Origin of the sequence: Leclercia sp. UBA7405, from assembly GCF_037152215.1 — a bacterium.
Classification (GTDB): Bacteria; Pseudomonadota; Gammaproteobacteria; order Enterobacterales; family Enterobacteriaceae; genus Enterobacter; species Enterobacter pneumoniae.
Genome location: NZ_JBBCMR010000001.1, coordinates 2,408,388 through 2,433,126 on the forward strand (window position 1 = coordinate 2,408,388; position 24,739 = coordinate 2,433,126).

Sequence of the window (24,739 nt, forward strand, 5' to 3'; positions counted from 1 at the left end):
GCAATGTTCATATGCCCAGAAACGCGAACTTTCTGCCCTGAACCTGAGTGAGATCAAATATATTTTGCGTAAAGGGAATAGCGTTTCCTTCGGCTGGTGCAGTCGCGCCGGACCTTTGTTCAGACATCATTCAGGAAGCCATGTGTGATAGTAAAACGACCCGTCTCGCGAAGCCTTGCCCGGGCATTCATCTCCATTATTGTGTTATCGGTCCTGTCCAGCGCAGTAGCGCTATTGACCCTTGCCAGCAGCCAACGCGATGCAGAAGCCATTAACATTGCCGGCTCCCTGCGTATGCAGAGCTATCGTCTTGGCTACGAGCTGCAGCGTGGTGGGAGCGATCTGCATGAGCACTTGCTTACCTGGCAAAACACGCTGAATGCGCCAGCGTTAACATCGCTGGATAAGTGGTATGTGCCGGAGGAGGTAAAGCAACGCTATCATCAGTTGCAGGCGGCATGGCAGGTGATGAATGAGCATTTATTGCAGGGCAACGAGGCGTGGTACCAGGCGCATATCAAAGAGTATATCGGGCGAATGGATGCCTTTGTGCTTTCACTGCAACATTATGCCGAACACAAGATGCAGCTGGTGGTGATCATTTCGCTGGCGGGCGGCGGCGGGATCCTGCTGTTGGTCTTTATCACGCTGCGTCGCATTCGCCGCCAGGTCGTCGCCCCGCTCAACCATCTGGTAAGCTCCAGCCTGCAGATTGAACAAGGCCGCTTTGATACCCCCGCTCCGGACAGCGATCTGCCCAACGAGCTGGGCCTGCTGTCGCGTACCTTTAACCATATGGCCGAGGAGTTGCACACTCTGTACCGCTCCCTGGAAAGCTCCGTAGAAGAGAAAACCCATCATTTGCACGAGGCCCACCAGCAGCTGGAGATGCTTTTCACCTGTTCACAGGCCCTGAATGCCAGCCAGACAGACAGCCACTGCTTTCGCCACATTTTGCAAATTGTGAAGGCGCATACCGGCATGCGCTATCTGGCGCTAAGCACCAGCGACGGCTGGCAGATGAGCGAGGGCTACAAAAGCGATCGTTTACCCATGCAGCAGTTGCCGGTGGTGATGCAGGAGACGCGATTTGGTGAACTCTGTTGGCAGAACGAGCACGGTACGGTGTCAGGGCCGCTAATGAAAAGCGTGGCCACGATGCTGGGGCGCGGTATCTATGTGAACCAGTCGCAGAAGCACTTCCAGCAACTGCTGTTGATGGAGGAGCGTGCCACCATTGCCCGGGAATTGCACGACTCGCTGGCCCAGGTACTCTCTTATTTACGCATTCAGCTAACGTTGTTAAAACACGCCGTACCGGAGGAGAACCAGCCGGCGCAGACCATTATTAGCGACTTCTCGCGAGCGCTGAACGATGCCTGGCTTCAGTTACGCGAACTGCTGACCACCTTCCGCCTGACGCTTAATCATGCCAACCTCCCCGCGGCGCTCCAGGAGTCGCTGGATGGCTTACAAAGCCAGACCCGCGCGAAACTCTCTTTAGATTGTCGTCTCTCCTCCCTCGCCCTCGATGCGCAAAAGCAGGTGCACCTGCTGCAGATTGTGCGCGAAGCGGTGCTGAACGCCATTAAGCATGCGCAGGCCAGTGAGATTGCCGTCGCCTGCGTGACCACCGCCAGCGGCGAGCACATCGTTTCTATTCGCGATAACGGGATTGGGATTGGCGATGCCAGCGAACCCCCTGGCCATTACGGGCTCAATATCATGCGCGAACGCGCTCTGCGACTGGGCGGTAGCCTGCACTTCTCGCGTCCAACTGAGGGGGGAACGCAGGTGGAGGTGCGTTTTCCGCAGTGAGCCGTGCAGAGGGTAAATAAGCGTAAAAAACCCTCGCATCTCATTAGAACGCCACGCGCATGCGTAATACTCAGCCGCACAGGAGGCGCGATTGCGCTGTAAACGCGCATGATAATTTACACTATCTCCTTATTTTCTCCACGTTTGACATCCGCCTTGCCGCTAGAGTGATGCGGGCAATGTACAATAACAATTCGACGCTAAATGAGGTCCTGGTTCAATGGCGAATTTTTTCATCGATCGCCCCATTTTTGCCTGGGTACTGGCAATCTTATTATGCCTGACCGGCACCCTGGCCATTTTTTCACTTCCTGTTGAGCAATATCCCGACCTGGCACCGCCGAATGTGCGTATCACTGCCAACTATCCGGGGGCGTCGGCACAGACGCTGGAAAATACGGTCACCCAGGTTATCGAGCAGAATATGACCGGCCTCGATAACCTGATGTATATGTCTTCCCAGAGCAGCGCTACCGGTATGGCAACGGTCACGCTGAGCTTTTCCGCCGGCAGCGATCCCGACGAAGCGGTGCAACAGGTGCAAAACCAGCTGCAGTCAGCCCTGCGTAAACTGCCCCAGGCGGTGCAGAATCAGGGGGTGACGGTGCGTAAAACCGGGGACACCAATATCCTGACCATCGCCTTCGTCTCTACCGATAACTCAATGGATAAGCAGGACATCGCCGACTACGTCGCCAGTAATATTCAGGATCCGCTGAGCCGTATTAACGGCGTGGGGGATATCGACGCCTACGGCTCACCATACTCCATGCGCATCTGGCTTGACCCGGCGAAACTGAACAGCGTTCAGATGACGGCGAAAGATGTGACCGACGCTATCGAGTCGCAAAACGCCCAGATTGCCGTAGGCCAGTTGGGCGGGACGCCCTCCATCGACAAGCAGGCGCTGAACGCCACCATCAATTCGCAATCATTACTGCAGACACCGCAGCAGTTCCGGGACATCACGCTGCGCGTGAATCAGGACGGCTCCGAGGTGCGCCTCGGAGACGTGGCGACGATTGAGATGGGTGCCGAGAAATATGACTATCTTAGCCGGTTCAACGGCAATGCAGCCTCCGGGCTGGGGGTGAAACTGGCGTCGGGGGCCAACGAAATGGCCACCGCCAAACTGGTCATCGACCGCCTCGATGAACTGTCGCATTTCTTTCCCCACGGGCTCGAATACAAGGTCGCGTACGAAACCACCTCCTTCGTGAAAGCCTCTATCGAGGACGTAGTCAAAACGCTGCTGGAAGCCATCGCGCTGGTGTTCCTCGTGATGTATCTGTTCCTCCAAAACTTCCGCGCCACCCTCATTCCAACCATCGCCGTACCTGTGGTACTGATGGGGACCTTCTCCGTGCTTTATGCCTTTGGCTACAGCATTAACACCCTGACGATGTTCGCTATGGTGCTGGCAATAGGGCTACTGGTCGATGACGCCATTGTGGTGGTGGAAAACGTCGAACGCATCATGAGCGAGGAGGGGCTCTCCCCACGGGAGGCCACCCGAAAATCGATGGGGCAGATCCAGGGGGCGCTGGTGGGTATCGCCCTGGTGCTGTCGGCCGTCTTTGTGCCAATGGCCTTCTTTGGCGGCACTACGGGGGCTATCTATCGCCAGTTCTCCATTACCATTGTCTCGGCAATGGTACTGTCCGTGCTGGTGGCGATGATCCTGACCCCTGCCCTCTGCGCTACCCTGCTTAAGCCGCTACACAAAGGCGAGCATCACGGGCAAAAAGGCTTGTTCGGGTGGTTCAACCGCATGTTCAATCGCAACGCGGCACGCTATGAAGCGGGCGTGGGGCGAGTTTTGCAGCACAGTCTGCGCTGGATTGTGGTGTACGTGCTGCTGCTGGGCGGAATGGTGTTCCTGTTCCTGCGCCTGCCCACCTCATTTTTACCTCTGGAAGACCGCGGCATGTTTATTACCTCGGTGCAGCTTCCCAGCGGTGCGACGCAGCAGCAAACGCTGAAAGTGGTGCAGCAGGTCGAACAGTATTTCTTCACCAAAGAGAAAGAGAACGTCGTGTCGGTGTTTGCCACCGTCGGCTCTGGCCCTGGCGGCAACGGGCAGAACGTGGCACGTATGTTTGTACGCCTGAAAGATTGGGAGCAACGTGATGCAAAAACTGGCACCTCGTTTGCCATTATCGAGCGTGCCACCAAAGCGTTCAGTCGGATTAAAGAAGCGCGCGTCTTTGCCAGCAGCCCGCCGGCCATCAGCGGCCTGGGCAGCTCCGCCGGTTTTGATATGGAGTTGCAGGATCACGCCGGTGCGGGACATGACGCCCTGATGGCGGCGCGCGATCGCCTGCTGGAGCTGGCCGGGGAAGAGCCCAATCTGACCCGCGTACGCCACAACGGCCTTGATGACAGCCCCCAGTTACAGATCGATATTGATCAGCGTAAAGCGCAGGCGCTGGGCGTCTCTATTGATGATATCAACGACACGCTGCAGACCGCGTGGGGCTCCAGCTACGTGAATGATTTTATGGATCGTGGCCGCGTGAAGAAGGTCTACGTGCAGGCGGCCGCCAAATACCGCATGCTGCCGGAGGATATCAACCTCTGGTACGTACGCAATAAAGAGGGCAGCATGGTGCCCTTCTCCGCCTTCGCTACGTCACGCTGGCAAACCGGCTCGCCCCGCATGGAGCGCTACAACGGCTATGCGGCGGTGGAAATTGTCGGGGAAGCCGCGCCAGGCGTCAGTACCGGTACGGCAATGGATGTGATGGAAGGGCTGGTCAGTCAGCTTCCGGCAGGCTTCGGGCTGGAGTGGACGGCCATGTCGTATCAAGAACGCCTCTCCGGCGCGCAGGCGCCTGCGCTCTATGCGCTGTCGCTGCTGGTAGTCTTCCTTTGTCTGGCCGCGCTCTATGAGAGCTGGTCAGTTCCCTTCTCGGTCATGCTGGTGGTGCCGCTGGGGGTAATTGGCGCCCTGCTGGCCACCTGGATGCGCGGGCTGGAGAACGACGTCTACTTCCAGGTCGGGTTGCTGACGGTTATTGGGCTATCGGCGAAGAACGCCATATTGATCGTCGAATTTGCTAACGAGATGAATGAGAAGGGCCAGGATCTGGTAGCCGCTACGCTGGATGCGTGCCGTCAGCGATTGCGTCCAATTCTGATGACCTCACTGGCGTTTGTTTTTGGCGTACTGCCGATGGCGACCAGTTCCGGTGCCGGTTCGGCAAGTCAGCATGCGGTAGGGACCGGCGTAATGGGCGGGATGATCGCGGCCACGATACTTGCCATCTACTTTGTACCGCTCTTCTTTGTGCTGGTGCGCCGTCGCTTCCCGCTAAAAGCGCGCCCGGAATAAGGCGTTAGAAATAAAAAAGGCGGCCTCACTAGCCGCCTTTTTTGTGTGCTTTTGTGCACACTATCATTATTTTACAACCAAGTGCTTTTTGCTGTTCTTCCTGAATTTCATTTACGAAGCATGACTTCGATAAAATCTTTCCAGTTCCCCAGTTCACGTTCAATCATAACAACCTCTCTTATTATTATGGGCATTTTACGAGAATATATCGACAATGTGAAGAATCTTTAATCAATCACTGCGATTGCCCTACCCTGCTATCACAGGGCTTGTAAGTAATATGGAGGGAGAACGATAAACTTTATGTGACGTACTGCAATATTTTGAAACAACCCTGATTTAAGTCGATGAAATAAATCCAGGCCGTTTTGCCAGGCATTTATTTGATTCTGGAGGGCTATGCAGCGGGAGTGAAAGAATATTCACAATTTCCCTTAAGCAGCGGTACGTAGCGTGTTTAAATAAAGTCATAAACTGAATGTGTTATATTTGTGCATCACTAACATATTCGAAAATACTGTGCGTTTGAGCGTAATTAATACAAAAGGATTCACCATGACCCAGCTCTATGGCATCAAAAATTGCGATACCATCAAAAAAGCACGCCGCTGGCTTGAAGATAACAATATTGACTATCGTTTTCACGACTATCGCGTGGACGGACTGGATGCAGATTTGCTGCAAAAATTTATCGCTGAACTGGGTTGGGAAGCGTTGCTGAACACCCGAGGGACGACCTGGCGTAAGCTGGATGAGAGCCTGCGCGCCAGCATTAATAACGCCGACAGCGCGGCGGCACTGATGATCGAAATGCCTGCAATCATTAAACGCCCATTGCTCTGGACGCCAGGTCAGCCTATGCTGCTGGGCTTTAGTGATTCCAGTTACCAACGCTATTTTGACGAGGTGTAGTTTATGTCATGCCCGGTCATTGAGCTGACTCAGCAGCTTATTCGCCGCCCCTCCCTCAGCCCGGACGACGCTGGTTGTCAGGCGCTAATGATAGAACGCCTGCGCGCTATCGGCTTCACCGTTGAAGCGATGGATTTTGGCGATACGCAAAACTTCTGGGCGTGGCGTGGCGAGGGCGAAACCCTGGCCTTTGCCGGACACACCGACGTGGTGCCTGCGGGCAAAGCCGACCTCTGGATCAACCCGCCTTTCGAACCCACCATCCGCGACGGTATGCTGTTTGGTCGCGGCGCGGCAGACATGAAAGGCTCGCTGGCGGCCATGGTTGTGGCGGCTGAACGCTTTGTCGCTCAGCATCCGAACCATAAAGGCCGTCTGGCATTTCTGATCACCTCTGATGAAGAGGCCAGCGCTAAAAACGGCACCGTGAAGGTAGTCGAAACCCTGATGGCGCGTAATGAACGCCTGGACTACTGCCTGGTGGGTGAGCCCTCCAGCACCGAAGTGGTGGGGGATGTGGTGAAAAATGGCCGTCGGGGCTCACTCACCTGCAACCTGACCATCCACGGCGTGCAGGGCCATGTTGCCTACCCACACCTGGCCGATAATCCGGTACACCGCGCAGCCCCTATGCTCAACGAGCTGGTGGGTATCGAGTGGGACAAAGGCAATGAGTACTTCCCGCCCACCAGCATGCAGATTGCCAACATCCAGGCCGGAACCGGCAGTAACAACGTGATCCCGGGCGATCTGTTCGTTCAGTTTAACTTCCGCTTCAGCACTGAGCTGACCGACGAGATGATCAAAGCCCGCGTGGCCGCGCTGTTGGATAAATATGCGCTGCGCTACAGCGTGGATTGGTGGCTCTCAGGCCAACCTTTCCTGACCGGACGCGGCAAGCTGGTCGATGCGGTCGTTAACGCTATCGCGCACTATAATGAAATTAAACCGCAGCTACTTACCACGGGCGGCACATCCGATGGGCGCTTTATCGCCCGTATGGGTGCGCAAGTGGTAGAACTTGGGCCAGTGAACGCCACCATTCATAAAATCAATGAATGCGTGAATGCGGCTGATTTACAGCTACTGGCTCGTATGTATCAACGTATCATGGAGCAGCTCATCGCCTGATGAGTGTTCTGTAAAAGGAAAAGCGAATGGACTGGCTGGCAAAATACTGGTGGATTCTGGTGTTGGTTTTCCTGGTGGGCGTGCTGATCAATGTCATCAAAGATCTGAATCGCGTGGACCACAAGAAATTCCTCGCCAACAAACCCGACCTCCCGCCGCATCGTGATTTTAACGATAAGTGGGATGATGACGACGACTGGCCGAACAAAGACCAGAAGAAGTGAAAATCAGCCCTCTCCCCACCGGGAGAGGGCTTTTTATTACAAGAACTCTACGATGTCATCGTCGTTAGGCTTACCGCCGCTCAGCGCTTCGTCAAAATAGTGCTTCGGTACGGTAAAACGCAGATGGTCCAGTGCGAACTGCATACTGCGATCGTCAATGGCGTGACCCAGATCTTCAACGATATCCAGCGTCACATCTCCTCCCGCCCGCAGCAATGCCTCCTGGGCGTCGACGGCGTGCGATAACTCAATGACCCGGTCTTCACCACCGTGAATCAGATGGATGGTCGTGGCGGTATCGGCACGTTGCGGCAGGGTGGCGTAGCGGCCATTAAAGGCAATTACCCGTGATGCCAGGCCCGGCTCTGCTTTTATACTTTCCAGCGACATAATTGAGCCCTGCGAGAAACCAATCAGCGCGGTGGCATTGGCGCCTACCCCACTCTGCTGCTGCCAGTAGTGCACCGTTTCGATAAATCGCGGCATGATGGCGTCCACCCGCCCCTGACGGCTCTCTTCGGTCACTCCCTGCACGGCGAACCACTGGCGGCCGTTCGGGCCGCACGGCTCTGCGCCACCGATGCTGACAATAAGCGCATCCGGGAAATGCGGCGCAAACCAGGATCCGATCTGCGCCATGTTAGCCGCGCTATCGCCTACGCCATGAAACAGCAGCAATAATTGTTTTGCCGGTTGCACCGGGCTTTGAACAACAAAATGATCATGTTTCATGGCACTCTCCTTATTTGATGAACCCGATTTTACGCCTGATGGGCATATTAACCATGCCAGTTCATTGAAGAAGTCATTGAAAAAATTGCCATTGCAATATGTCGTTTTTGAGCTGCTGGCTACGCGGCAGATCCTGCTGCGCCAGTGTCTGGCCGGTTTCGGCACGCAACCGCGCTAACAGCGCTTTACGCCCGTTTAGCCCCAGCCTGCGGCTCATTTCGCCCTCCTCCAGCTGCAGCTCGATTTTGCCCCTTAACGCCTCCAGCGGTGCTGAGGTGGCATTTAACAGCCGGGTGAGGCTGCTCACAGAGGCGGAAAACGGGCGATGACCCCAGGCGAATCCCGCCAGCTCCAGCCAGTCATCATCCGTAAGGGTAGTCGACTCAAGCGTCTCTACCGGGATCTTTTCACCGTTCCAGCGCTCAATGATGCGGGCATCCCGGCGCAGGCGTTGATGCTCATGCGCGCAAAGCGCTCGCCCTGCATCGCTGAGGGGACGTATCGCCATGGCGCTGTAACAGCCGCTGCTCGCCTCCCGGTGGCTGCCTATTCGTACCAGCACAAAACCGCAGCGCTGCCAGAAGCGCCAGAGCTCCTCGGTATAGCCAAAGCTGACCGAGAGGTAATCGACCGTTGCGCTGGCCGCCGCGCTGGCAATCAGCGCCTGACCGAGCCCCTGCCGCTGGTGGCCGGGATGGACGGCCACCCGGGTTATTCGTCTGCCGCTGAGGGTCGCGGCAAGCGGCGAACCGCCATGTGCTGCCAGAGACTGCGCCACCAGATTACCGCGCGGCCGCCGGTACCCGGCCCAGACCGCCCGGCTGAGCCCAGGCGCTAAACCGCCTTCATCGACCAGCCACACTGCCCCCGTTACGCGATCCCCCGTGTAGGCGACGGTAAAATGTTGGCCCGGAGCATCCATCATCCGCCGTAAGTCGAGCGGAGAGGTACGATAATGGGCGGCACACAGGAGTTTATAGACCGCGGTTGGCCGGGCGGGGGCAGAGAGCCAGGCTTCCGGCTCAAGGGGTAAAAAACGGACCTCGCCCTGCGCTGGCTCACTGTCAGGGCGATCGTCAAACAGCAGCACCTCATCGATAAAGCGCTCCAGCGGACAGCCGATGGCCCAGCGCATCGGCTCGGAAAGCGGGAAATAGCGCAGCCCGGCAAAGCGAGCGCAGAATTTCAGTAAAAATCCCCGGCCCGTGCCTTCGTACCCCTGTACGGTTGTGGTTAACAGTACCCGCGGAAAACGACTCACCAGCTGTTCCAGTAGCGGGCCGGGGATGGCAGCAGCCTCGTCAACAATGAGCCAGTCAGCCACTCGCCCTGAGGCCAGCAGCGCGTCCGGCGCCATAAAGTGAAAGTGCTTATCGGCGAAGTGGGCAATAACGTCCGTGGCGCCTCTGGACGGTGCCGTCACGATTGCGTTGCCGGTAATACGTTGCAGTAGCATGCCCGCCAGCGCCGATTTGCCTCGCCCGCGGGGGGCAGTAACGGCGGTGATGCCTGGAGGCTGGGTCAGTAAACGCTCGAGGATTTGCGCCTGCTCGCGCTGGGGTTCACCGCTGGCGGGTTGCCAGGGGATCGCTGGCGGTAGGTCCGGAAGGATCAACGGGTCGCCCTGCTGCCACAGGAGCACCTGCGGATCGGCAGCGAGGTGGCGACAAAAGTGCTGCACGAAACGCGGTGTAGCAATTGGCTCCGCGCTGTCGCTCCAGCGCACGGCGTCCTGATCAGGTTTGGATGGCCACTGGGGTAAAGGGGGCGTCAGCAGGACTAGCAGACTGCCGGCGCGCAGTGTGCCGCAGAGCGCCGCCAGTGCGGCCACGTCAAAGCCGTAACGTGCATCAAACACGGCGTGAAGATGCTCTCGCCCCAGCAGGTTACTTAATGCCTGCGGGGCGCAGGCGTTCGGAACCGGCGCGTTATTGCCCACCCAAAGCCAGTCGCCGGCAAGCGTATCGCAAAGGGTGAGCGCCTGCTGCTGCGCCCATTCATCGTCACCGCTGACCACCAGCAGACGCCGATGCCCGGCACGCGTCAACTGCAGTTGAAACCGGGATAATGCCTCAACGCCCTCAGACATTACATTGCGCGGCCAAAGGTATTGCACTGCGCCGGGTCACCGCTATCGAAACCGCGTTTGAACCAGGTGTAGCGCTGCTGCGAGCTGCCGTGAGTGAAGCTGTCGGGGACGACGTGCCCCTGGCTTTGCTGCTGCAGGCGATCATCACCAATGGCTTCGGCGGCGTTGAGCGCCTCTTCCAGGTCGCCCGCTTCCAGCACGCCTTGCTGCTGCATATTGTGTCCCCACACGCCGGCGTAGCAGTCGGCCTGTAGCTCCATGCGCACCGACAGCGCGTTTACTTCAGTCTGGCTGGCATTTTGTTGCAGCTGACGCACCTTTGGCTCGATACCCAGCAGCTTCTGCACGTGGTGCCCGACTTCATGGGCAATAACATAGCCCTGAGCGAAATCGCCATCGGCGCCCAGTTTTGATTTCATGTCATCATAAAAAGAGAGATCGATATAGACGGTTGAATCGGCCGGACAGTAGAACGGCCCCATTACCGACTGGCCGGTGCCGCATCCGGTGCGCGTGGCGCCGCGATACATCACCAGTTTCGGCTGCTGATAGGTTCGACCCATTTTGTCGAACAGCTGGCTCCAGGTGTCTTCGGTCGTGGCCAGGATCACCGAAGTGAATTTTGCCGCTTCGTCCTCATTAGGGCTAATGGAACGCTGCGATTGCTGCTGTTCCATCGGTTGGCCGGTGAGTAAACCGGTCAGGTCGACGCCGTAGTACCCTGCTACCAGCACCACCACCAGCAGAACCAGCCCCCCTTTACCGCGAGGTAAGCGAAAGCCCGGGCCGCCCATCATCGGACCGCCGCCACCGCTGCGCCTGTCTTCTACATTGTCACTTTCACGACGCCCTTGCCAGCGCATATCCCACCTCAATAATATCGCATTGATAATATGTCTGATCGTAGGCGTTTAAGGGAAAGATTACCACAGGCAACACGGATGAAACGTCAGAGGCAGGTATCTACCTCTGACGGAAAAGCGGGGATTAATCGAGGTTCACACCCAGACGATGGGCAACGGCTTCATAGGCTTCAACCACGCCACCCAGGCTCTGGCGGAAGCGGTCTTTGTCCATTTTATCCAGGGTCTCTTTATCCCACAGACGGCTACCGTCTGGAGAAAATTCATCGCCCAGTACCACTTCGCCTTTATAAAGTCCGAATTCCAGTTTGAAGTCGACCAGAATCAGGCCGGCGTCATCGAAGAGTTTTTTCAACACGTCGTTGGCTTTGAAGGTCAGCTCCTGCATGCGCGCCAGATTCTCTTTGCTCACCCAGCCAAAGGTTTCGCAGTAAGACTCGTTCACCATAGGGTCGTGCATCGCATCGTTTTTCAGGAACAGGTCGAACAGTGGCGGGTTCAGTTCAATACCCTCTTCAACGCCCAGACGTTTCACCAGGGAGCCAGCGGCACGGTTACGGACTACGCACTCAACCGGAACCATATCCAGTTTTTTCACCAGACATTCCGTATCGGACAGCAACGCTTCCATCTGCGTCGGAATACCCGCTTCCGCCAGTTTGCTCATAATGAAATAGTTAAACTTGTTGTTCACCATCCCTTTACGATCGAACTGCTCAATGCGCGCGCCATCTCCTGCTGACGTATCATTGCGGAACTCGAGCACCAACAGATCGGGATTTTCCGTGCTGTATACGGTTTTCGCTTTGCCACGATACAACTCAGCTTGCTTCTGCATCTTCTCTACTCCTGGTGTGATGATTTGTGTACAAAACCCGGCGTATTATGCCACGCACACGTTTGCGTAGCACTAAAATAAAAAGGGCTGGATAAACCAGCCCCTTTTTTTTATTTGCTGAATGCGGCCTGGAAGGCAGCAACCAGCGCATCGTTTTGCGACTGGGTCAGCGTATGCCCTTTCGGGTCGATAAATTGCAAACTACTGCGGTTATCCAGATCCCCTACCTGCAACTTATAGTCGCCGGCTGCGAGGCCTGGGTCACGCGCGCCAAGCTCTTCCCAACTGCTATCGGAAAGCGGCTTGTAGGTCACCGCCATGCTGCCGGTAGAGCGGGTGCTGTCGTTGACCTTCATCCCTACGCGCTCCAGCGTCGACGGCAGACGTTGCCAGACCTGGTTGAACGGACCACGTACCACGAGCATCGGCAGGCCAGTATCGTCTGCAGCGCTCTGTACATCGAAGGTGGCGCCGTTACGGCTCTGCGCCGCGTTCGCCGCGTCGGTAGCGTTTTTATCAAGGCCCGCAGAGATCACGTTCAGCATCTCGGCGCTGTAGCGCTGCAGAGAAGCAGCATCAGCAACCGGTTTACCCGCCTGCTCCAGGTTCAACAGTTTGACCACCACGGCCTGTTGATAACCCTGAGCCTTAACAGAGACTTGATAACGACCACGGTACTGCTGATCTTCATCCAGACGGTTCCATTCGATCCAGTCCGTTGTCAGCGTCTGGCTGGCATCATCACGTTTATCGATGGTGTAGTTCTTCGCCTGCAGCACGCTAACCACCTGTGGCCACAGGTTAGCGTTACGCGCGCTTTCAACCTGCAGGGTGGCGGTATCACCGGTAAACTGCGTGCGCGCTCCGCTCACCAGCGCCAGCGGCTGTGCCGGCGGACGGATATCCAGCGCTTTACCCACCGCGCCACTGCCATTGGTGACAGGAATGGTGTAATCGCCATTCTCAACCGGCAGGATCATGCCCGCAGGAGCATGAAGTTCAGCAAGCGGCGTAGCATCCAGGTAGGATTCGTCACCGCTCACCTGGCGTTTATAGCGTGAATCTGAGCTACAGGCCGCAAGCAGCATAACAAGCGAAACACCCGCAACCTTCGCCAGGCGCGATTTCTGTACTGAGTAAGCCATCAAATCTCCCTAAACTTTACAGCAAACCAGCATGCTTCAACGCGCCGGTAACCACTTCACGACCATGGTCGGTGATGGGGGTCATCGGCAGACGCAGCGTGTCAGTTGCTACAAGTCCCAACTCCTTACATGCCCATTTCACTGGGATCGGATTGGGTTCGACAAATAATTTATTGTGCAGCGGCATCAGACGCTGGTTGATCAACCGTGCTTCCTGGAAATGCCCTGCGGCAGCCAGTTTGCACATTTCAGCCATATCACGGGCCGCGATGTTTGAGGTCACGGAAATGACCCCATGACCACCGAGCTGCATAAAGTCCAGCGCAGTGGCATCATCCCCGCTGAGCAGGATGAAGTCGTCTGAAACCAGCTCTTTGATCTGGTGAACACGGCTTAAGTTCCCGGTCGCCTCTTTAATCGCAATAATATTTTTTACTTTGGCGAGACGGCCCACGGTTTCTGGCAGCATATCGCAGCCAGTACGCGACGGCACATTATACAGGATTTGCGGCAAGTCAGTATGTTCGGCGATAGCTTTGAAGTGCTGGAACAGACCTTCCTGGGTAGGACGGTTGTAGTATGGTGTTACCGTCAGGCAACCCACAACGCCGCTGTCGTTAAAACGCTGCGTCAGGCTGATGGCCTCAGCAGTAGCATTGGCGCCAGTTCCGGCAATGACCGGGATGCGGCCGTCAGCCAGTTCAAGGGTCATCAATACGACATCGCCATGCTCATCGTGGCTCAGCGTGGCAGATTCACCGGTAGTCCCTACCGATACAATCGCCGAGGTTCCGCTGGCGACATGATAATCAATCAGTTTCTTCAGGCTTGACCGGCAGACATTACCTTTTTCATCCATCGGTGTAACAATCGCGACAATACTTCCCGTGAACATGGGCCATCCTCAATGCGTGCAAGAGCCTCAATGGTACGTTTGGAACTGTAATAAAAGCAAGCGACCTGAGGCCCCCAGGTTGTTGTATGCCGGTTTTTTTTATGCTTTCCTTAGTAAGACTTAACCACGCAAAGGAAGAACAGGTTTGACAACCCCATCACAACATTACCTGGTTATCACTGCGCTGGGTGCCGACAGGCCTGGTATTGTGAACACCATCACCCGTCACGTCAGTAGCTGCGGCTGTAACATTGAAGATAGCCGGCTGGCGATGCTGGGCGAAGAGTTCACGTTTATTATGCTGCTTTCCGGGTCATGGAACGCCATTAACTTAATTGAGTCGACGCTGCCGATGAAAGGGGCTGAGCTGGACCTGCTCATCGTCATGAAGCGCACCACTGCACGCCCTATTCCGGCCATGCCCGCAACCGTCTGGGTGCAGGTCGAGGTGAATGACTCACCGCATCTAATCGAACGTTTCACTGCGCTGTTCGACAGCCATCAAATGAACGTCGCAGAGCTGGTTTCTCGCACGCAGCCCGGAAATGATGAGAATGCCCCACGGCTGTTCATTCAGATTACCGCTCATAGCCCCGCCTCGCACGATGCGTCAAATATCGAGCAAGCGTTCAAAGCCCTATGTACAGAATTGAATGCGCAAGGCAGTATAAACGTCGTCAACTATTCACAGCATGAACAGGATGGAGTTGAGTAATGAATCCACTGAAAGCCGGTGACATCGCACCGAAATTTAGCTTGCCCGATCAAGACGGTGAGCAAGTAAATTTGGCCGACTTCCAGGGACAGCGTGTTCTGGTCTATTTCTACCCGAAAGCCATGACGCCAGGCTGTACCGTACAAGCGTGCGGTTTACGCGATAACATGGACGGTTTGAAAAATGCAGGCGTTGACGTGCTGGGTATCAGCACTGACAAGCCTGAAAAGCTCTCTCGCTTCGCCGAAAAAGAGCTGTTGAACTTTACGCTGCTTTCCGACGAAGACCACAAAGTTTGCGAAAGCTTTGGCGTCTGGGGTGAGAAATCCTTTATGGGGAAAACCTATGACGGCATTCACCGTATCAGTTTCCTGATTGACGCCAACGGCAAAGTCGAACATGTGTTTGACGATTTTAAAACCAGCAATCACCATGACGTGGTGCTTAACTGGCTAAAAGAGAACGCCTGATTCAAAACAAAACGGCAACCCTGAGGTTGCCGTTTTTCATGTTGAGGCTCGCTACTCTTCTACCGCAGGAACATCTGGCCATGCGTGCACCACGGCCTTGATGAGCGTCGCCAGTGGAATTGCAAAGAACACGCCCCAGAATCCCCATAGCCCGCCAAAAATCACCACCGACAGAATAATCACCAGCGGATGCAGGTTCACCGCTTCAGAGAAGAGCACCGGGACCAGCAGATTGCCATCCAGCCCCTGGATAATCAGGTACACCGCGAAGCAGCTCCAGAACTCAGTACCCAGGCCAAACTGGAATAGCGCGACCCCGACCACCGGAATCGTCACCACAAATGCCCCGATGTAGGGGATCAGCACCGAGAAGCCGACCAGCACTGCCAGTAGCAACGAATAGTTGAGCCCAAAGATGACGAAGCCAATCCAGGTCGCCACACCCACTACAATCATCTCCAGCACTTTGCCGCGAATGTAGTTCGTGATTTGCTGATTCATCTCTTGCCATACCTGCCCAGCCAGCCCGCGGTTCCGCGGCAGTACGCGGCGTACCGCGTTGAGCATCTGCTCTTTATCCTTCACCAGGAAGAAGACCATCAGCGGCACCAGAACCAGATAAACCGCCAGCGTCAGCAGCCCGACCAGCGAGGCGAGGGAAAATTTCACTACCGTATCCCCCATCGTCATGATGCGGGTACGCACATTTTCCGCCATGGCATCAATGATGCCCGCGTCCATCAGCGCCGGATATCGGCGCGGCAACGTAGCGGCAAAATCGGAGAGCTTGCTGAGCATACCGGGCATATCGCGTATCAGGTAGATGCCCTGCTGCCAGGCAATGGGCAGAACCACAAAGGACATCAGCAGTAAGATTCCGACAAAGAGCACCAGCACGATGGTGCTTGCCCAGCGGCGAGAGCAGCCGATATGTTCCAGGCGAACGGTAGGCCACTCCAGAAGATAGGCCAGAACGATGGCGACCAGTAGCGGTGCTAAAAGTCCGCTAAAGAAGAAGAGAATGCCAAATCCGGCAACAAGAATAACCAACAAAGCAATGGCTTCCGGATCGCTAAAACGCCGGCGATACCACTGCATCAATAACTCAAGCATACAGTCCTTACCTGGGGAGGTGGCGAGAGAGAACAGGCGAATTGTATCGAAGAGTCGTTGAAAAGACTTTCGCTTTTTATCGTCTTGTCGCAAAACGCAAAAGCTGAGACGGGGGATTTTCTTATCGCCCCGACACGGCTACACTCGCAAAGCAGCCGCTGGTGAACGATATACGGGTTCGCCGGTCAAAATAGCACACCCAACAGACAGGACCGAGGTTATGTTCAGGCAGTTGAAAAAAACGCTGGTTGCAACGCTTATCGCTGCTCTGACCGTGGGTCAGATGACGCCAGCCTTTGCCGATTCGGCCGATTCATTGCCGGATATGGGCACCTCAGCAGGAAGCACGCTCTCCATTGGCCAGGAGATGCAGATGGGCGATTTTTATGTCCGCCAGCTTCGTGGCAGCGCGCCGTTGATCAACGATCCCCTGCTGGTGCAGTACATTAACTCACTGGGCATGCGGCTGGTCTCCCATGCAGATTCAGTGAAGACACCGTTCCACTTCTTTTTGATCAACAACGACGAGATCAACGCCTTCGCCTTCTTTGGCGGTAACGTGGTATTGCACTCGGCGCTGTTCCGCTATGCCGATAACGAAAGCCAGCTGGCGTCGGTGATGGCGCACGAAATCTCCCACGTTACCCAGCGTCACCTGGCTCGGGCCATGGAAGATCAAAAACGTAGCGCCCCGCTGACCTGGGTTGGCGCGCTGGGTTCGATCCTGCTGGCAATGGCAAGCCCCCAGGCCGGTATGGCCGCCCTGACGGGTACGCTGGCGGGCACCCGCCAGGGGATGATCAGCTTTACCCAGCAAAACGAACAGGAAGCCGACCGTATCGGTATCCAGGTATTGCAACGCTCTGGCTTTGATCCGCAGGCTATGCCCACCTTCCTTGAAAAATTGCTCGACCAGGCGCGTTACTCCTCCCGTCCGCCGGAAATCTTGCTGACTCACCCCCTGCCTGAGAGCCGCCTTTCTGATGCCCGTAACCGTGCCAATCAGATGCGTTCGGTGGTGGTGCAGTCTTCAGAAGATTTTTACATGGCGAAGGTGAGAACGCTCGGGATGTATAACTCTGGTCGTAATCAGTTAACCAGCGATCTGCTCGACAGCTGGGCTAAAGGGAATGTGCGCGAACAGCGCGCGGCGCAGTATGGCCGGGCCCTGCAGGCGATGGAGGCGAGTAATTACGATGAGGCACGCAAGAATCTGCAGCCTTTGCTGACGGCTGAACCGGGCAATGCCTGGTATCTCGACCTCGCCACCGACATTGATTTGGGCCAGAAACGCGCCACAGAGGCGATTAATCGCCTGAAGGGCGCACGCGATCTGCGCAACAATCCGGTGCTGCAACTCAACCTGGCGAATGCTTACTTACAGGGTGGTCAGCCGCAGGAGGCTGTGACCATCCTCAATCGCTATACCTTCAGCTATAAAGACGACCCCAACGGCTGGGATCTGCTGGCGCAGGCCGAAGCCGCGCTGAACCATCGCGATCAGGAGCTGGCCGCGCGCGCCGAGGGTTATGCCCTTGCCGGACGCCTGGATCAGGCTATCTCGTTGCTGAGCAGCGCCAGCTCGCAGGCGAAGCTGGGGAGCCTGCAGCAGGCGCGCTACGATGCCCGTATCGATCAGCTGCGACAGTTACAACAGCGCTACCGCCCGTATGAAAAGATGTAAAAAGGAGAACAGATGACTAACGCGGTAAAGATCTACCATAACCCTCGCTGCTCCAAGAGCCGCGAAACGTTAAGCTTGCTGCAATCGAACGGTATTGAACCAGACGTGGTGCTTTATCTTGAGACGCCGCCGGATGCCGACACGATCAAGGCGCTGCTGCAAATGTTGGGAATGGGTAGCGCACGTGAACTGATGCGCCAGAAAGAGGAGCTCTATAAATCGCTCAACCTGGCTGACAGCCACCTGAGCGAAGCCGCGCTAATCCAGGCGATGGTAGAGAACCCGAAACTGATTGAGCGGCCGATTGTGGTCGCGAACGGTAAAGCGCGTATCGGACGCCCGCCGGAACAGGTACTGGATATCGTCAAGTAAGAAGAGGTCAACCCGGCAGTCGGCCGGGTTCAGAGCGCCAGAATATCTTTTACGAAAGGAATAGTCAGCTTTCGCTGGGCGGTAATAGAGGCATGATCCAGCTTGTCGAGCGTGACAAACAGCGTGCGCATTTCACGATCCAGCCGCTTCAGCAAGAAGCGCCCCACATCTTCCGGCAGTTCAAAACCTCTCAGCCGCGCCCGCAGTTGCAAAGCCTGCAGTTTGTCTTCGTCTGACAGCGGTTGCAGCTTATAGATCTGTCCCCAGTCCAGTCGCGACGCCAGATCCGCCAGCCCCAGGTTCAACTGGCGCGGAGGACGATCGCCGGTGATCAACAGCCGGGTGTTTCCGGATTCAAGGATGCGGTTGTAGAGATTAAAGATCGCCATCTCCCAAAGTTCATCACCCGCCACGCACTCAATATTGTCGATACAGACCAGGGAAAGCTGCTCCATACCATCAAGCACTTCGGGTACAAACCAGGTGCGTTTATCGAGCGGAACGTAACCCACGGCGTCACCACGCTGAGAGAGCTCAGCACAGGCTGCGTGCAATAAATGGCTGCGGCCCGCACCTTCGCGCGACCAGATATAGATGTAACCGCTATGCTCCTGGCGCAGCACGTTTTGCAGTGCAGCCAGTAAAGAGGGGTTATCACCCGGCCAGAAACTGGCAAACGTTTCGTCGTCGGGTAAATAAAGTGGCAAAGAGAGCTGTGCCGGTGCGTTCAGAAATACCTCAACCAGGTCTTACTCGTAATCGGCAAAGAGTTTAGCACGGAACATGCAGGGAGAGAACCGGGCGGAACGGCCGCCCGGTTTATCGATCAATGTGCGGATTTTTCGCTCTCTTCCGCATCCAGAACTACCTCTTCCGGACGCAGAACCGAGATCGCTTTGAAGATCAGGCTCAGGGCGATGCCGACAATCGTGGCCAGCGCCATCCCTTTCAGCTCTGCGGCGCCGATGTGTACCTTCGCACCGCTCACGCCGATGATCAGAATCACGGAGGTCAGGATCAGGTTCTGCGCTTTGCTGTAATCGACTTTGGATTCGATCAGGACGCGGATACCGGATGCGCCAATCACGCCGTACAGCAGCAGCGACACGCCGCCCATTACCGGAACCGGGATAATCTGAATCGCCGCAGCCAGCTTACCCACGCATGAAAGCAGAATGGCGATGATGGCCGCGCCGCCAATTACCCAGGTGCTGTAGACGCGGGTGATCGCCATAACGCCGATATTCTCACCGTAGGTGGTGTTTGGCGTGGAGCCGAAGAATCCGGAAATCATGGTCGACAGGCCGTTCGCAAACATTGAGCGATGCAGGCCAGGGTCGCGGATAAGATCGCGCTTAACGATATTCGCCGTGACCACCAGGTGGCCGACGTGCTCCGCAATCACCACCAGCGCAGCAGGCAGGATGGTGAAGATAGCGAACCACTCGAAGCGCGGAGTATAGAAGGTTGGCAGAGCGAACCAGTGCGCCTGGGCAATAGGGGTGGTATCCACAACGCCCATTGCGAAGGAGAGCGCATAACCCGCCAGCACGCCGATCAAAATCGGGATAATGGCCATAAAGCCACGGAACAGCACGGAACCAAATACCGTTACACCCAGCGTGACCAGCGAGATGATAATGGTTTTAGAATCCGGCGATTGTCCCTCAGCAGGGAGTAATCCCGCCATATTGGCCGCCACGCCTGCCAGTTCCAGACCGATGACGGCCACGATCGCCCCCATCGCCGCAGGCGGGAACATGACGTCCAGCCAGCCGGTACCGGCTTTCTTCACAATGAAAGAGACCAGACAGAACAGCACGCCACACATGATAAAGCCGCCCAGCGCCACTTCATAACCCAGCGGCAGCAACAGCAGCACCGGAGAGATAAATGCAAAGCTGGAACCCAGGTAAGCCGGGATTTTACCTTTACAGATGAAGAGGTAAAGCAAGGTGCCGACACCGTTAAACAGCAGCACGGTAGCCGGGTTAATGTGGAACAGGATGGGCACCAGCACGGTTGCGCCAAACATGGCAAACAGGTGCTGCAAACTAAGCGGGATCGTCTGTAAAAGCGGCGGTCTTTCACTCACCCCGATAGCACGGCGCGTCATAGTGTTGTCCTCTGAGTAATGATTATTGTGGGTGTTGTATTCAAAAAAAAGCCGACTATCAAAGTCGGCTTCTTTATCGTTATTCGATTACTTAGTACCAAAAATCTTGTCGCCGGCATCGCCAAGCCCCGGGATAATGTACCCGTGCTCGTTCAGCCCCTGATCAACGGACGCGGTATAGAGCTCGACGTCCGGGTGCGCTTTTTCCAGTGCCGCGATACCTTCCGGTGCCGCCACCAGAACCAGCACTTTAATGCTGCTGCAGCCCGCTTTTTTCAGCAGGTCGATAGTGGCGATCATCGAACCGCCGGTCGCCAGCATCGGGTCAACGACCAGCGCCATACGCTCGTCGATGTTGGAAACCAGCTTCTGGAAGTACGGCACGGGCTCCAGGGTCTCTTCGTCACGGTAGATACCCACTACGCTAATACGTGCGCTGGGTACGTGCTCCAGAACGCCTTCCATCATGCCCAGACCTGCGCGCAGGATCGGCACAACGGTAATTTTTTTACCTTTGATCTGCTCAACCTGCACCGGGCCGTTCCAGCCTTCGATGGTCACTTTTTCGGTTTCGAGATCGGAGGTCGCTTCGTATGTCAGTAAGCTGCCCACTTCAGAGGCCAGTTCGCGAAAACGTTTCGTGCTGATGTCATGCTCACGCATCAGGCCCAGCTTGTGTTTTACCAGCGGGTGTTTCACTTCAACAATCTTCATACTTTTCTCCTTCGGGGGTGGCAGCCACAAAAAAAATCGCCGGATTATACCGCTTTTTCGGGATTGCGCCATACCCAACTTGCTTGACGCAAATCAAGCAAAGTGTTCTGAGCATAAAAAAGCCGGAGAACAAGCTCCGGCTTTTTAACGGCATTTTGCCCGCTTATTCAATATTAGCGCCGTTGCTGGCAATTACCTGTTTATACCAGTCAAACGACTTTTTCTTACTGCGATTCAGGGTGCCATTGCCTTCGTTATCTTTATCTACAAAGATAAAGCCGTAGCGTTTTTTCATCTCACCGGTGCCGGCGGAGACCAGATCGATACAACCCCATGGGGTATAGCCCATCAGATCCACGCCATCCTCAATGACCGCTTTTTTCATTTCGCTGATGTGGGCAGAGAGATAATCAATGCGGTACTGATCGTTGACCGTGCCGTCACTCTCCTGCACGTCGATAGCCCCGAAGCCGTTTTCAACAATAAAGAGCGGTAACTGATAGTGATCCCAGAACCAGTTCAGGGAGTAACGCAGCCCCACCGGGTCAATCTGCCAGCCCCAGTCCGATTTTTGCACGTAAGGGTTGGAGACCAGACTCTTGCTCTCGTCGTAATCCAGCTGCGGGTTGTCGGGGGTCGCTTTGGTGGCAAACGACATGTAATAGCTGAAGCCGATGTAATCCACACAGCCCTGCTTCAGCGCAGCGATATCCCCGTCGGTGATATCCAGCGCGAAGCCGCGGCGCTCGAAGTAGTTGAGCAGATGTTGCGGATAGGCGCCGCGCACATGTACATCGGTAAACCAGTAGCGACGGTGCATCGCATTCATCGCCATCATCATGTCGTTTGGCGCGCAGGAGAACGGATAGATCGGGCACATGGCAATCATGCAGCCAATCTGCAGCGACGGGTTTATCTCCCGCCCTGCTTTCACCGCCAGCGCGCTGGCCACCAGCTCATAGTGCGCGGCCTGGAACATCACGGGCTCGCGCTCTTCTCCCGGCTGATATTTCAGGCCGGAGTTAGTAAAGGGGGCGAAGTCTTCATGGAAGTTAGCCTGGTTGTTGATCTCGTTGAAGGTCATCCAGTACTTCACTTTATGTTGATAACGCTCGAACACGACGCGGGCAAAGCGTACGAAGAACTCAATCAGCTTACGGTTGCGCCAGCCGCCATATTCGCTAACCAGGTGATACGGCATTTCAAAATGTGAGAGGGTAATAACCGGTTCGATGCCGTGCTTAAGGCACTCATCAAACAGATCGTCATAAAACTGCAGACCGGCCTCATTCGGGGTCTGCTCATCCCCTTTCGGGAAAATACGCGTCCAGGCGATAGAGGTGCGGAAACACTTAAAGCCCAGTTCGGCGAAGAGCTGAATATCGTCTTTATAGCGATGATAAAAATCGATGGCTTCGTGGTTAGGGTAATTTTTGCCCGGCATCACGCCGTCGGTGATCTCACGCGGAACGCCATGCGCGCCGGCGGTCATAACATCTGCCACGCTTACGCCTTTGCCACCCTCCTGCCAGCCGCCTTCAAGTTGATGCGCCGCAACCGCGCCGCCCCACAGAAAACCCTCTTTAAATCCTGACATGCGATATCCCTCATTCAGCGTTAATTATCGGCAAAATTGAGCACAGAAACCGGTTTCAGTGGAATGATGTTCATTCATCGTAACGGTTGCAAGAACAAGACTGTACCCGGTTTCATTTTCGTGAACAGTATCAACTTTGTACCGCCTCGCTGGCTGATGCAGAGCAAAAATCTTCATGCAAACTTCTGTTGCAGAATAGGCTCGCAAACGTTTGCCTGGACTGTTAGAATTGCGCCGATTTTTCTTACTATCGCAATGCAATCGCGTGGGGACTTGAGCCGTGACCAACAAAACTTCTCTCAGCTACAAAGATGCCGGTGTTGATATTGACGCAGGTAATGCGCTGGTTGACCGAATCAAAGGTGTGGTGAAAAAGACCCGCCGCCCTGAAGTGATGGGTGGTCTGGGTGGATTCGGCGCACTGTGCGCACTGCCACAAAAATATCGTGAACCGGTACTGGTCTCTGGCACCGACGGCGTAGGCACCAAATTGCGTCTGGCAATGGATCTGAAACGCCACGACACTATCGGTATCGACCTGGTCGCTATGTGCGTTAACGATCTCGTCGTCCAGGGCGCTGAGCCGCTCTTCTTCCTCGACTACTATGCGACCGGAAAACTGGATGTCGACACCGCAGCAAGCGTCATCAGCGGCATCGCTGAAGGCTGTCTGCAGTCTGGCTGTGCGCTGGTGGGCGGTGAAACCGCAGAGATGCCAGGCATGTATCACGGTGAAGATTACGACGTGGCCGGTTTTTGCGTAGGCGTGGTAGAAAAATCAGAAATTATCGACGGTAGCAAAGTTGCAGATGGCGATGTGCTGATCGCGCTGGGCTCCAGCGGCCCACACTCAAATGGCTATTCACTGGTGCGCAAAATCATTGAAGTGAGCGGCTGTGATCCTGAAACAACCGATCTGGAAGGTAAACCGCTGGCCGACCATCTGCTGGCACCGACCCGTATCTACGTGAAAAACATTCTTGAGCTGATCGAGAATGTCGATGTCCATGCTATCGCTCACCTGACCGGCGGCGGCTTCTGGGAAAACATCCCGCGCGTTCTGCCTGACAACACCCAGGCCGTGATCGACGAATCCTCCTGGCAGTGGCCGGCTGTCTTCAACTGGCTGCAGGAAGCCGGTAACGTCAGCGATCATGAGATGTATCGTACCTTCAACTGCGGCGTAGGCATGCTCATTGCCCTGCCGGCAGCCGAAGCCGATAAAGCCGTGAGCCTGATGCAGGCCAAAGGTGAAAACGCCTGGAAAATCGGTATCATCAAAGCCTCTGATTCCGAAGAGCGTGTGGTTATTGCATGAAAAACATCGTGGTGCTCATTTCCGGTAACGGAAGTAATTTGCAGGCCATTATTGATGGCTGCAAACAGAAAAGAATTAACGGCACCATCCGTGCAGTATTCAGTAACAAGGCCGACGCGTACGGTCTTGAACGCGCTCGTGAAGCCGGCATTCCGGCGCACGTCCTTGAGGCGAGCCAGTTTGCGGGCCGGGAAGCGTTTGATCGGGAGCTGGTGCAAGAGATCGACGCTTACGCCCCCGATGTCGTCGTGCTGGCAGGCTACATGCGTATTCTCAGCCCGGCGTTTGTTGCACACTATGCCGGACGCCTGCTGAACATCCACCCTTCCCTGCTGCCAAAATACCCGGGCCTGCATACCCACCGCCAGGTCCTGGAAAACGGCGACGAGGAGCACGGCACCTCCGTTCATTTTGTTACTGACGAGCTGGACGGTGGCCCGGTCATTCTGCAGGCCAAAATCCCGGTGTTTGACGGCGACAGCGAAGAGGACATTACGCACCGCGTTCAGGCACAAGAACATGCCATCTACCCGCTGGTAGTAAGCTGGTTGGTTGATGGCCGCCTCGCCATGCGTAACGGTGCGGCCTGGCTGGATGGCGTACAACTTCCCCCGGAAGGACATGCCTCCGAAGCGTAACGTGATACCGAGCCGGCGATT

Annotated in this window: 23 protein-coding genes; 11 read left to right on the top strand and 12 right to left on the bottom strand. The window is 55.7% G+C overall.

Annotated features, from left to right (window positions below; translation table 11 throughout):
- Positions 1–144 precede the first annotated feature (144 nt).
- Together narQ and acrD are read left to right on the top strand one after the other, a co-directional pair.
- Positions 145–1,818: a nitrate/nitrite two-component system sensor histidine kinase NarQ gene (narQ, locus tag WFN75_RS11785; RefSeq protein WP_336996188.1), complete on the top strand. Its 1,674-nt coding sequence runs from the start codon at positions 145–147 to the stop codon at positions 1,816–1,818.
- Positions 1,819–2,038: 220 nt separating this feature from the next.
- Positions 2,039–5,152 (top strand): multidrug efflux RND transporter permease AcrD, encoded by a 3,114-nt coding sequence (gene acrD / locus WFN75_RS11790; RefSeq protein ID WP_263616894.1) that lies wholly within the window; start codon positions 2,039–2,041, stop codon positions 5,150–5,152.
- 107 nt (positions 5,153–5,259) lie between these two features.
- Here acrD and ypfM read toward each other — a convergent pair whose 3' ends face one another.
- Positions 5,260–5,319 (bottom strand): protein YpfM, encoded by a 60-nt coding sequence (gene ypfM / locus WFN75_RS11795; RefSeq protein WP_001386977.1) that lies wholly within the window; start codon positions 5,317–5,319, stop codon positions 5,260–5,262.
- Positions 5,320–5,707: 388 nt separating this feature from the next.
- On the opposite strand from ypfM, the gene WFN75_RS11800 reads away from it, so the two are divergent.
- The 3 genes from WFN75_RS11800 to WFN75_RS11810 are packed head-to-tail and all read left to right on the top strand — an operon-like array spanning position 5,708 to position 7,419.
- Positions 5,708–6,064, top strand: a complete 357-nt coding sequence (locus WFN75_RS11800) for an ArsC family reductase (RefSeq protein ID WP_040074564.1) — start codon at positions 5,708–5,710, stop codon at positions 6,062–6,064.
- A 3-nt stretch (positions 6,065–6,067) separates the two neighbouring features.
- A complete protein-coding gene (dapE, locus tag WFN75_RS11805) occupies positions 6,068–7,195 on the top strand; it encodes a succinyl-diaminopimelate desuccinylase (RefSeq protein ID WP_336996189.1) in 1,128 nt (375 codons plus the stop codon).
- A 26-nt stretch (positions 7,196–7,221) separates the two neighbouring features.
- Entirely contained in the window at positions 7,222–7,419 is a 198-nt protein-coding gene (locus tag WFN75_RS11810; RefSeq protein WP_040074562.1) for a YpfN family protein, read from the top strand.
- A 36-nt stretch (positions 7,420–7,455) separates the two neighbouring features.
- Here the strand turns inward: WFN75_RS11810 and ypfH are convergent, their stop codons facing one another.
- The 6 genes from ypfH to dapA form a co-directional block, all read right to left on the bottom strand.
- Positions 7,456–8,151 carry an esterase gene (ypfH, locus tag WFN75_RS11815; protein ID WP_212478479.1) on the bottom strand — a complete coding sequence of 232 codons (696 nt, stop codon included), beginning with the start codon at positions 8,149–8,151 and terminating at the stop codon, positions 7,456–7,458.
- Positions 8,152–8,224: 73 nt separating this feature from the next.
- A complete protein-coding gene (locus WFN75_RS11820; protein ID WP_336996190.1) occupies positions 8,225–10,240 on the bottom strand; it encodes a tRNA(Met) cytidine acetyltransferase TmcA in 2,016 nt (671 codons plus the stop codon).
- On the bottom strand, positions 10,240–11,103 hold the full coding sequence (gene ypfJ / locus WFN75_RS11825; RefSeq protein WP_040074560.1) for a KPN_02809 family neutral zinc metallopeptidase: 864 nt from the start codon (positions 11,101–11,103) through the stop codon (positions 10,240–10,242). Before ypfJ ends, WFN75_RS11820 begins: the two co-directional genes overlap by 1 nt.
- Before the next feature lie 124 nt (positions 11,104–11,227).
- On the bottom strand, positions 11,228–11,941 hold the full coding sequence (gene purC / locus WFN75_RS11830) for a phosphoribosylaminoimidazolesuccinocarboxamide synthase (protein WP_046884628.1): 714 nt from the start codon (positions 11,939–11,941) through the stop codon (positions 11,228–11,230).
- Positions 11,942–12,051: 110 nt separating this feature from the next.
- On the bottom strand, positions 12,052–13,086 hold the full coding sequence (gene bamC / locus WFN75_RS11835) for an outer membrane protein assembly factor BamC (RefSeq protein WP_040074558.1): 1,035 nt from the start codon (positions 13,084–13,086) through the stop codon (positions 12,052–12,054).
- Between the two features lie 16 nt (positions 13,087–13,102).
- On the bottom strand, positions 13,103–13,981 hold the full coding sequence (gene dapA, locus WFN75_RS11840; RefSeq protein ID WP_040074557.1) for a 4-hydroxy-tetrahydrodipicolinate synthase: 879 nt from the start codon (positions 13,979–13,981) through the stop codon (positions 13,103–13,105).
- Positions 13,982–14,126: 145 nt separating this feature from the next.
- Here dapA and WFN75_RS11845 point away from each other — a divergent pair, with 145 nt between their 5' ends.
- Positions 14,127–14,696, top strand: a complete 570-nt coding sequence (locus tag WFN75_RS11845) for a glycine cleavage system transcriptional repressor (protein ID WP_040074556.1) — start codon at positions 14,127–14,129, stop codon at positions 14,694–14,696.
- The gene (bcp, locus tag WFN75_RS11850) at positions 14,696–15,166 is read left to right on the top strand and encodes a thioredoxin-dependent thiol peroxidase (RefSeq protein WP_040074555.1); all 471 of its coding nucleotides are present in this window, start codon (positions 14,696–14,698) and stop codon (positions 15,164–15,166) included. Before WFN75_RS11845 ends, bcp begins: the two co-directional genes overlap by 1 nt.
- 51 nt (positions 15,167–15,217) lie before the next feature.
- Here the strand turns inward: bcp and WFN75_RS11855 are convergent, their stop codons facing one another.
- The gene (locus tag WFN75_RS11855) at positions 15,218–16,279 is read right to left on the bottom strand and encodes an AI-2E family transporter (protein WP_046884627.1); all 1,062 of its coding nucleotides are present in this window, start codon (positions 16,277–16,279) and stop codon (positions 15,218–15,220) included.
- Between the two features lie 220 nt (positions 16,280–16,499).
- Here WFN75_RS11855 and bepA point away from each other — a divergent pair, with 220 nt between their 5' ends.
- Both bepA and arsC read left to right on the top strand, forming a co-directional pair.
- Positions 16,500–17,963: a beta-barrel assembly-enhancing protease gene (gene bepA / locus WFN75_RS11860; RefSeq protein WP_207292191.1), complete on the top strand. Its 1,464-nt coding sequence runs from the start codon at positions 16,500–16,502 to the stop codon at positions 17,961–17,963.
- Between the two features lie 12 nt (positions 17,964–17,975).
- Positions 17,976–18,335, top strand: a complete 360-nt coding sequence (arsC, locus tag WFN75_RS11865; RefSeq protein WP_040074551.1) for an arsenate reductase (glutaredoxin) — start codon at positions 17,976–17,978, stop codon at positions 18,333–18,335.
- A 29-nt stretch (positions 18,336–18,364) separates the two neighbouring features.
- Here arsC and WFN75_RS11870 read toward each other — a convergent pair whose 3' ends face one another.
- From WFN75_RS11870 to WFN75_RS11885, 4 genes are all read right to left on the bottom strand, one after another.
- Positions 18,365–19,066, bottom strand: coding sequence for a DnaA inactivator Hda (locus tag WFN75_RS11870; RefSeq protein ID WP_212478503.1), 702 nt, complete (start codon positions 19,064–19,066; stop codon positions 18,365–18,367).
- 95 nt (positions 19,067–19,161) lie between these two features.
- The gene (gene uraA, locus WFN75_RS11875) at positions 19,162–20,451 is read right to left on the bottom strand and encodes a uracil permease (protein ID WP_040074549.1); all 1,290 of its coding nucleotides are present in this window, start codon (positions 20,449–20,451) and stop codon (positions 19,162–19,164) included.
- A gap of 87 nt (positions 20,452–20,538) precedes the next feature.
- Positions 20,539–21,165, bottom strand: coding sequence for a uracil phosphoribosyltransferase (upp, locus tag WFN75_RS11880; RefSeq protein WP_040074548.1), 627 nt, complete (start codon positions 21,163–21,165; stop codon positions 20,539–20,541).
- Between the two features lie 163 nt (positions 21,166–21,328).
- Positions 21,329–22,762 carry a 6-phospho-beta-glucosidase gene (locus WFN75_RS11885; protein ID WP_288821721.1) on the bottom strand — a complete coding sequence of 478 codons (1,434 nt, stop codon included), beginning with the start codon at positions 22,760–22,762 and terminating at the stop codon, positions 21,329–21,331.
- 280 nt (positions 22,763–23,042) lie between these two features.
- Between WFN75_RS11885 and purM the strand changes: the two genes are divergently transcribed.
- Both purM and purN read left to right on the top strand, forming a co-directional pair.
- Positions 23,043–24,080: a phosphoribosylformylglycinamidine cyclo-ligase gene (gene purM / locus WFN75_RS11890; protein ID WP_207292193.1), complete on the top strand. Its 1,038-nt coding sequence runs from the start codon at positions 23,043–23,045 to the stop codon at positions 24,078–24,080.
- A complete protein-coding gene (gene purN, locus WFN75_RS11895) occupies positions 24,077–24,718 on the top strand; it encodes a phosphoribosylglycinamide formyltransferase (protein WP_263616824.1) in 642 nt (213 codons plus the stop codon). The genes purM and purN overlap by 4 nt, the downstream gene beginning before the upstream one ends.
- The last annotated feature ends 21 nt before the right edge of the window (positions 24,719–24,739 follow it).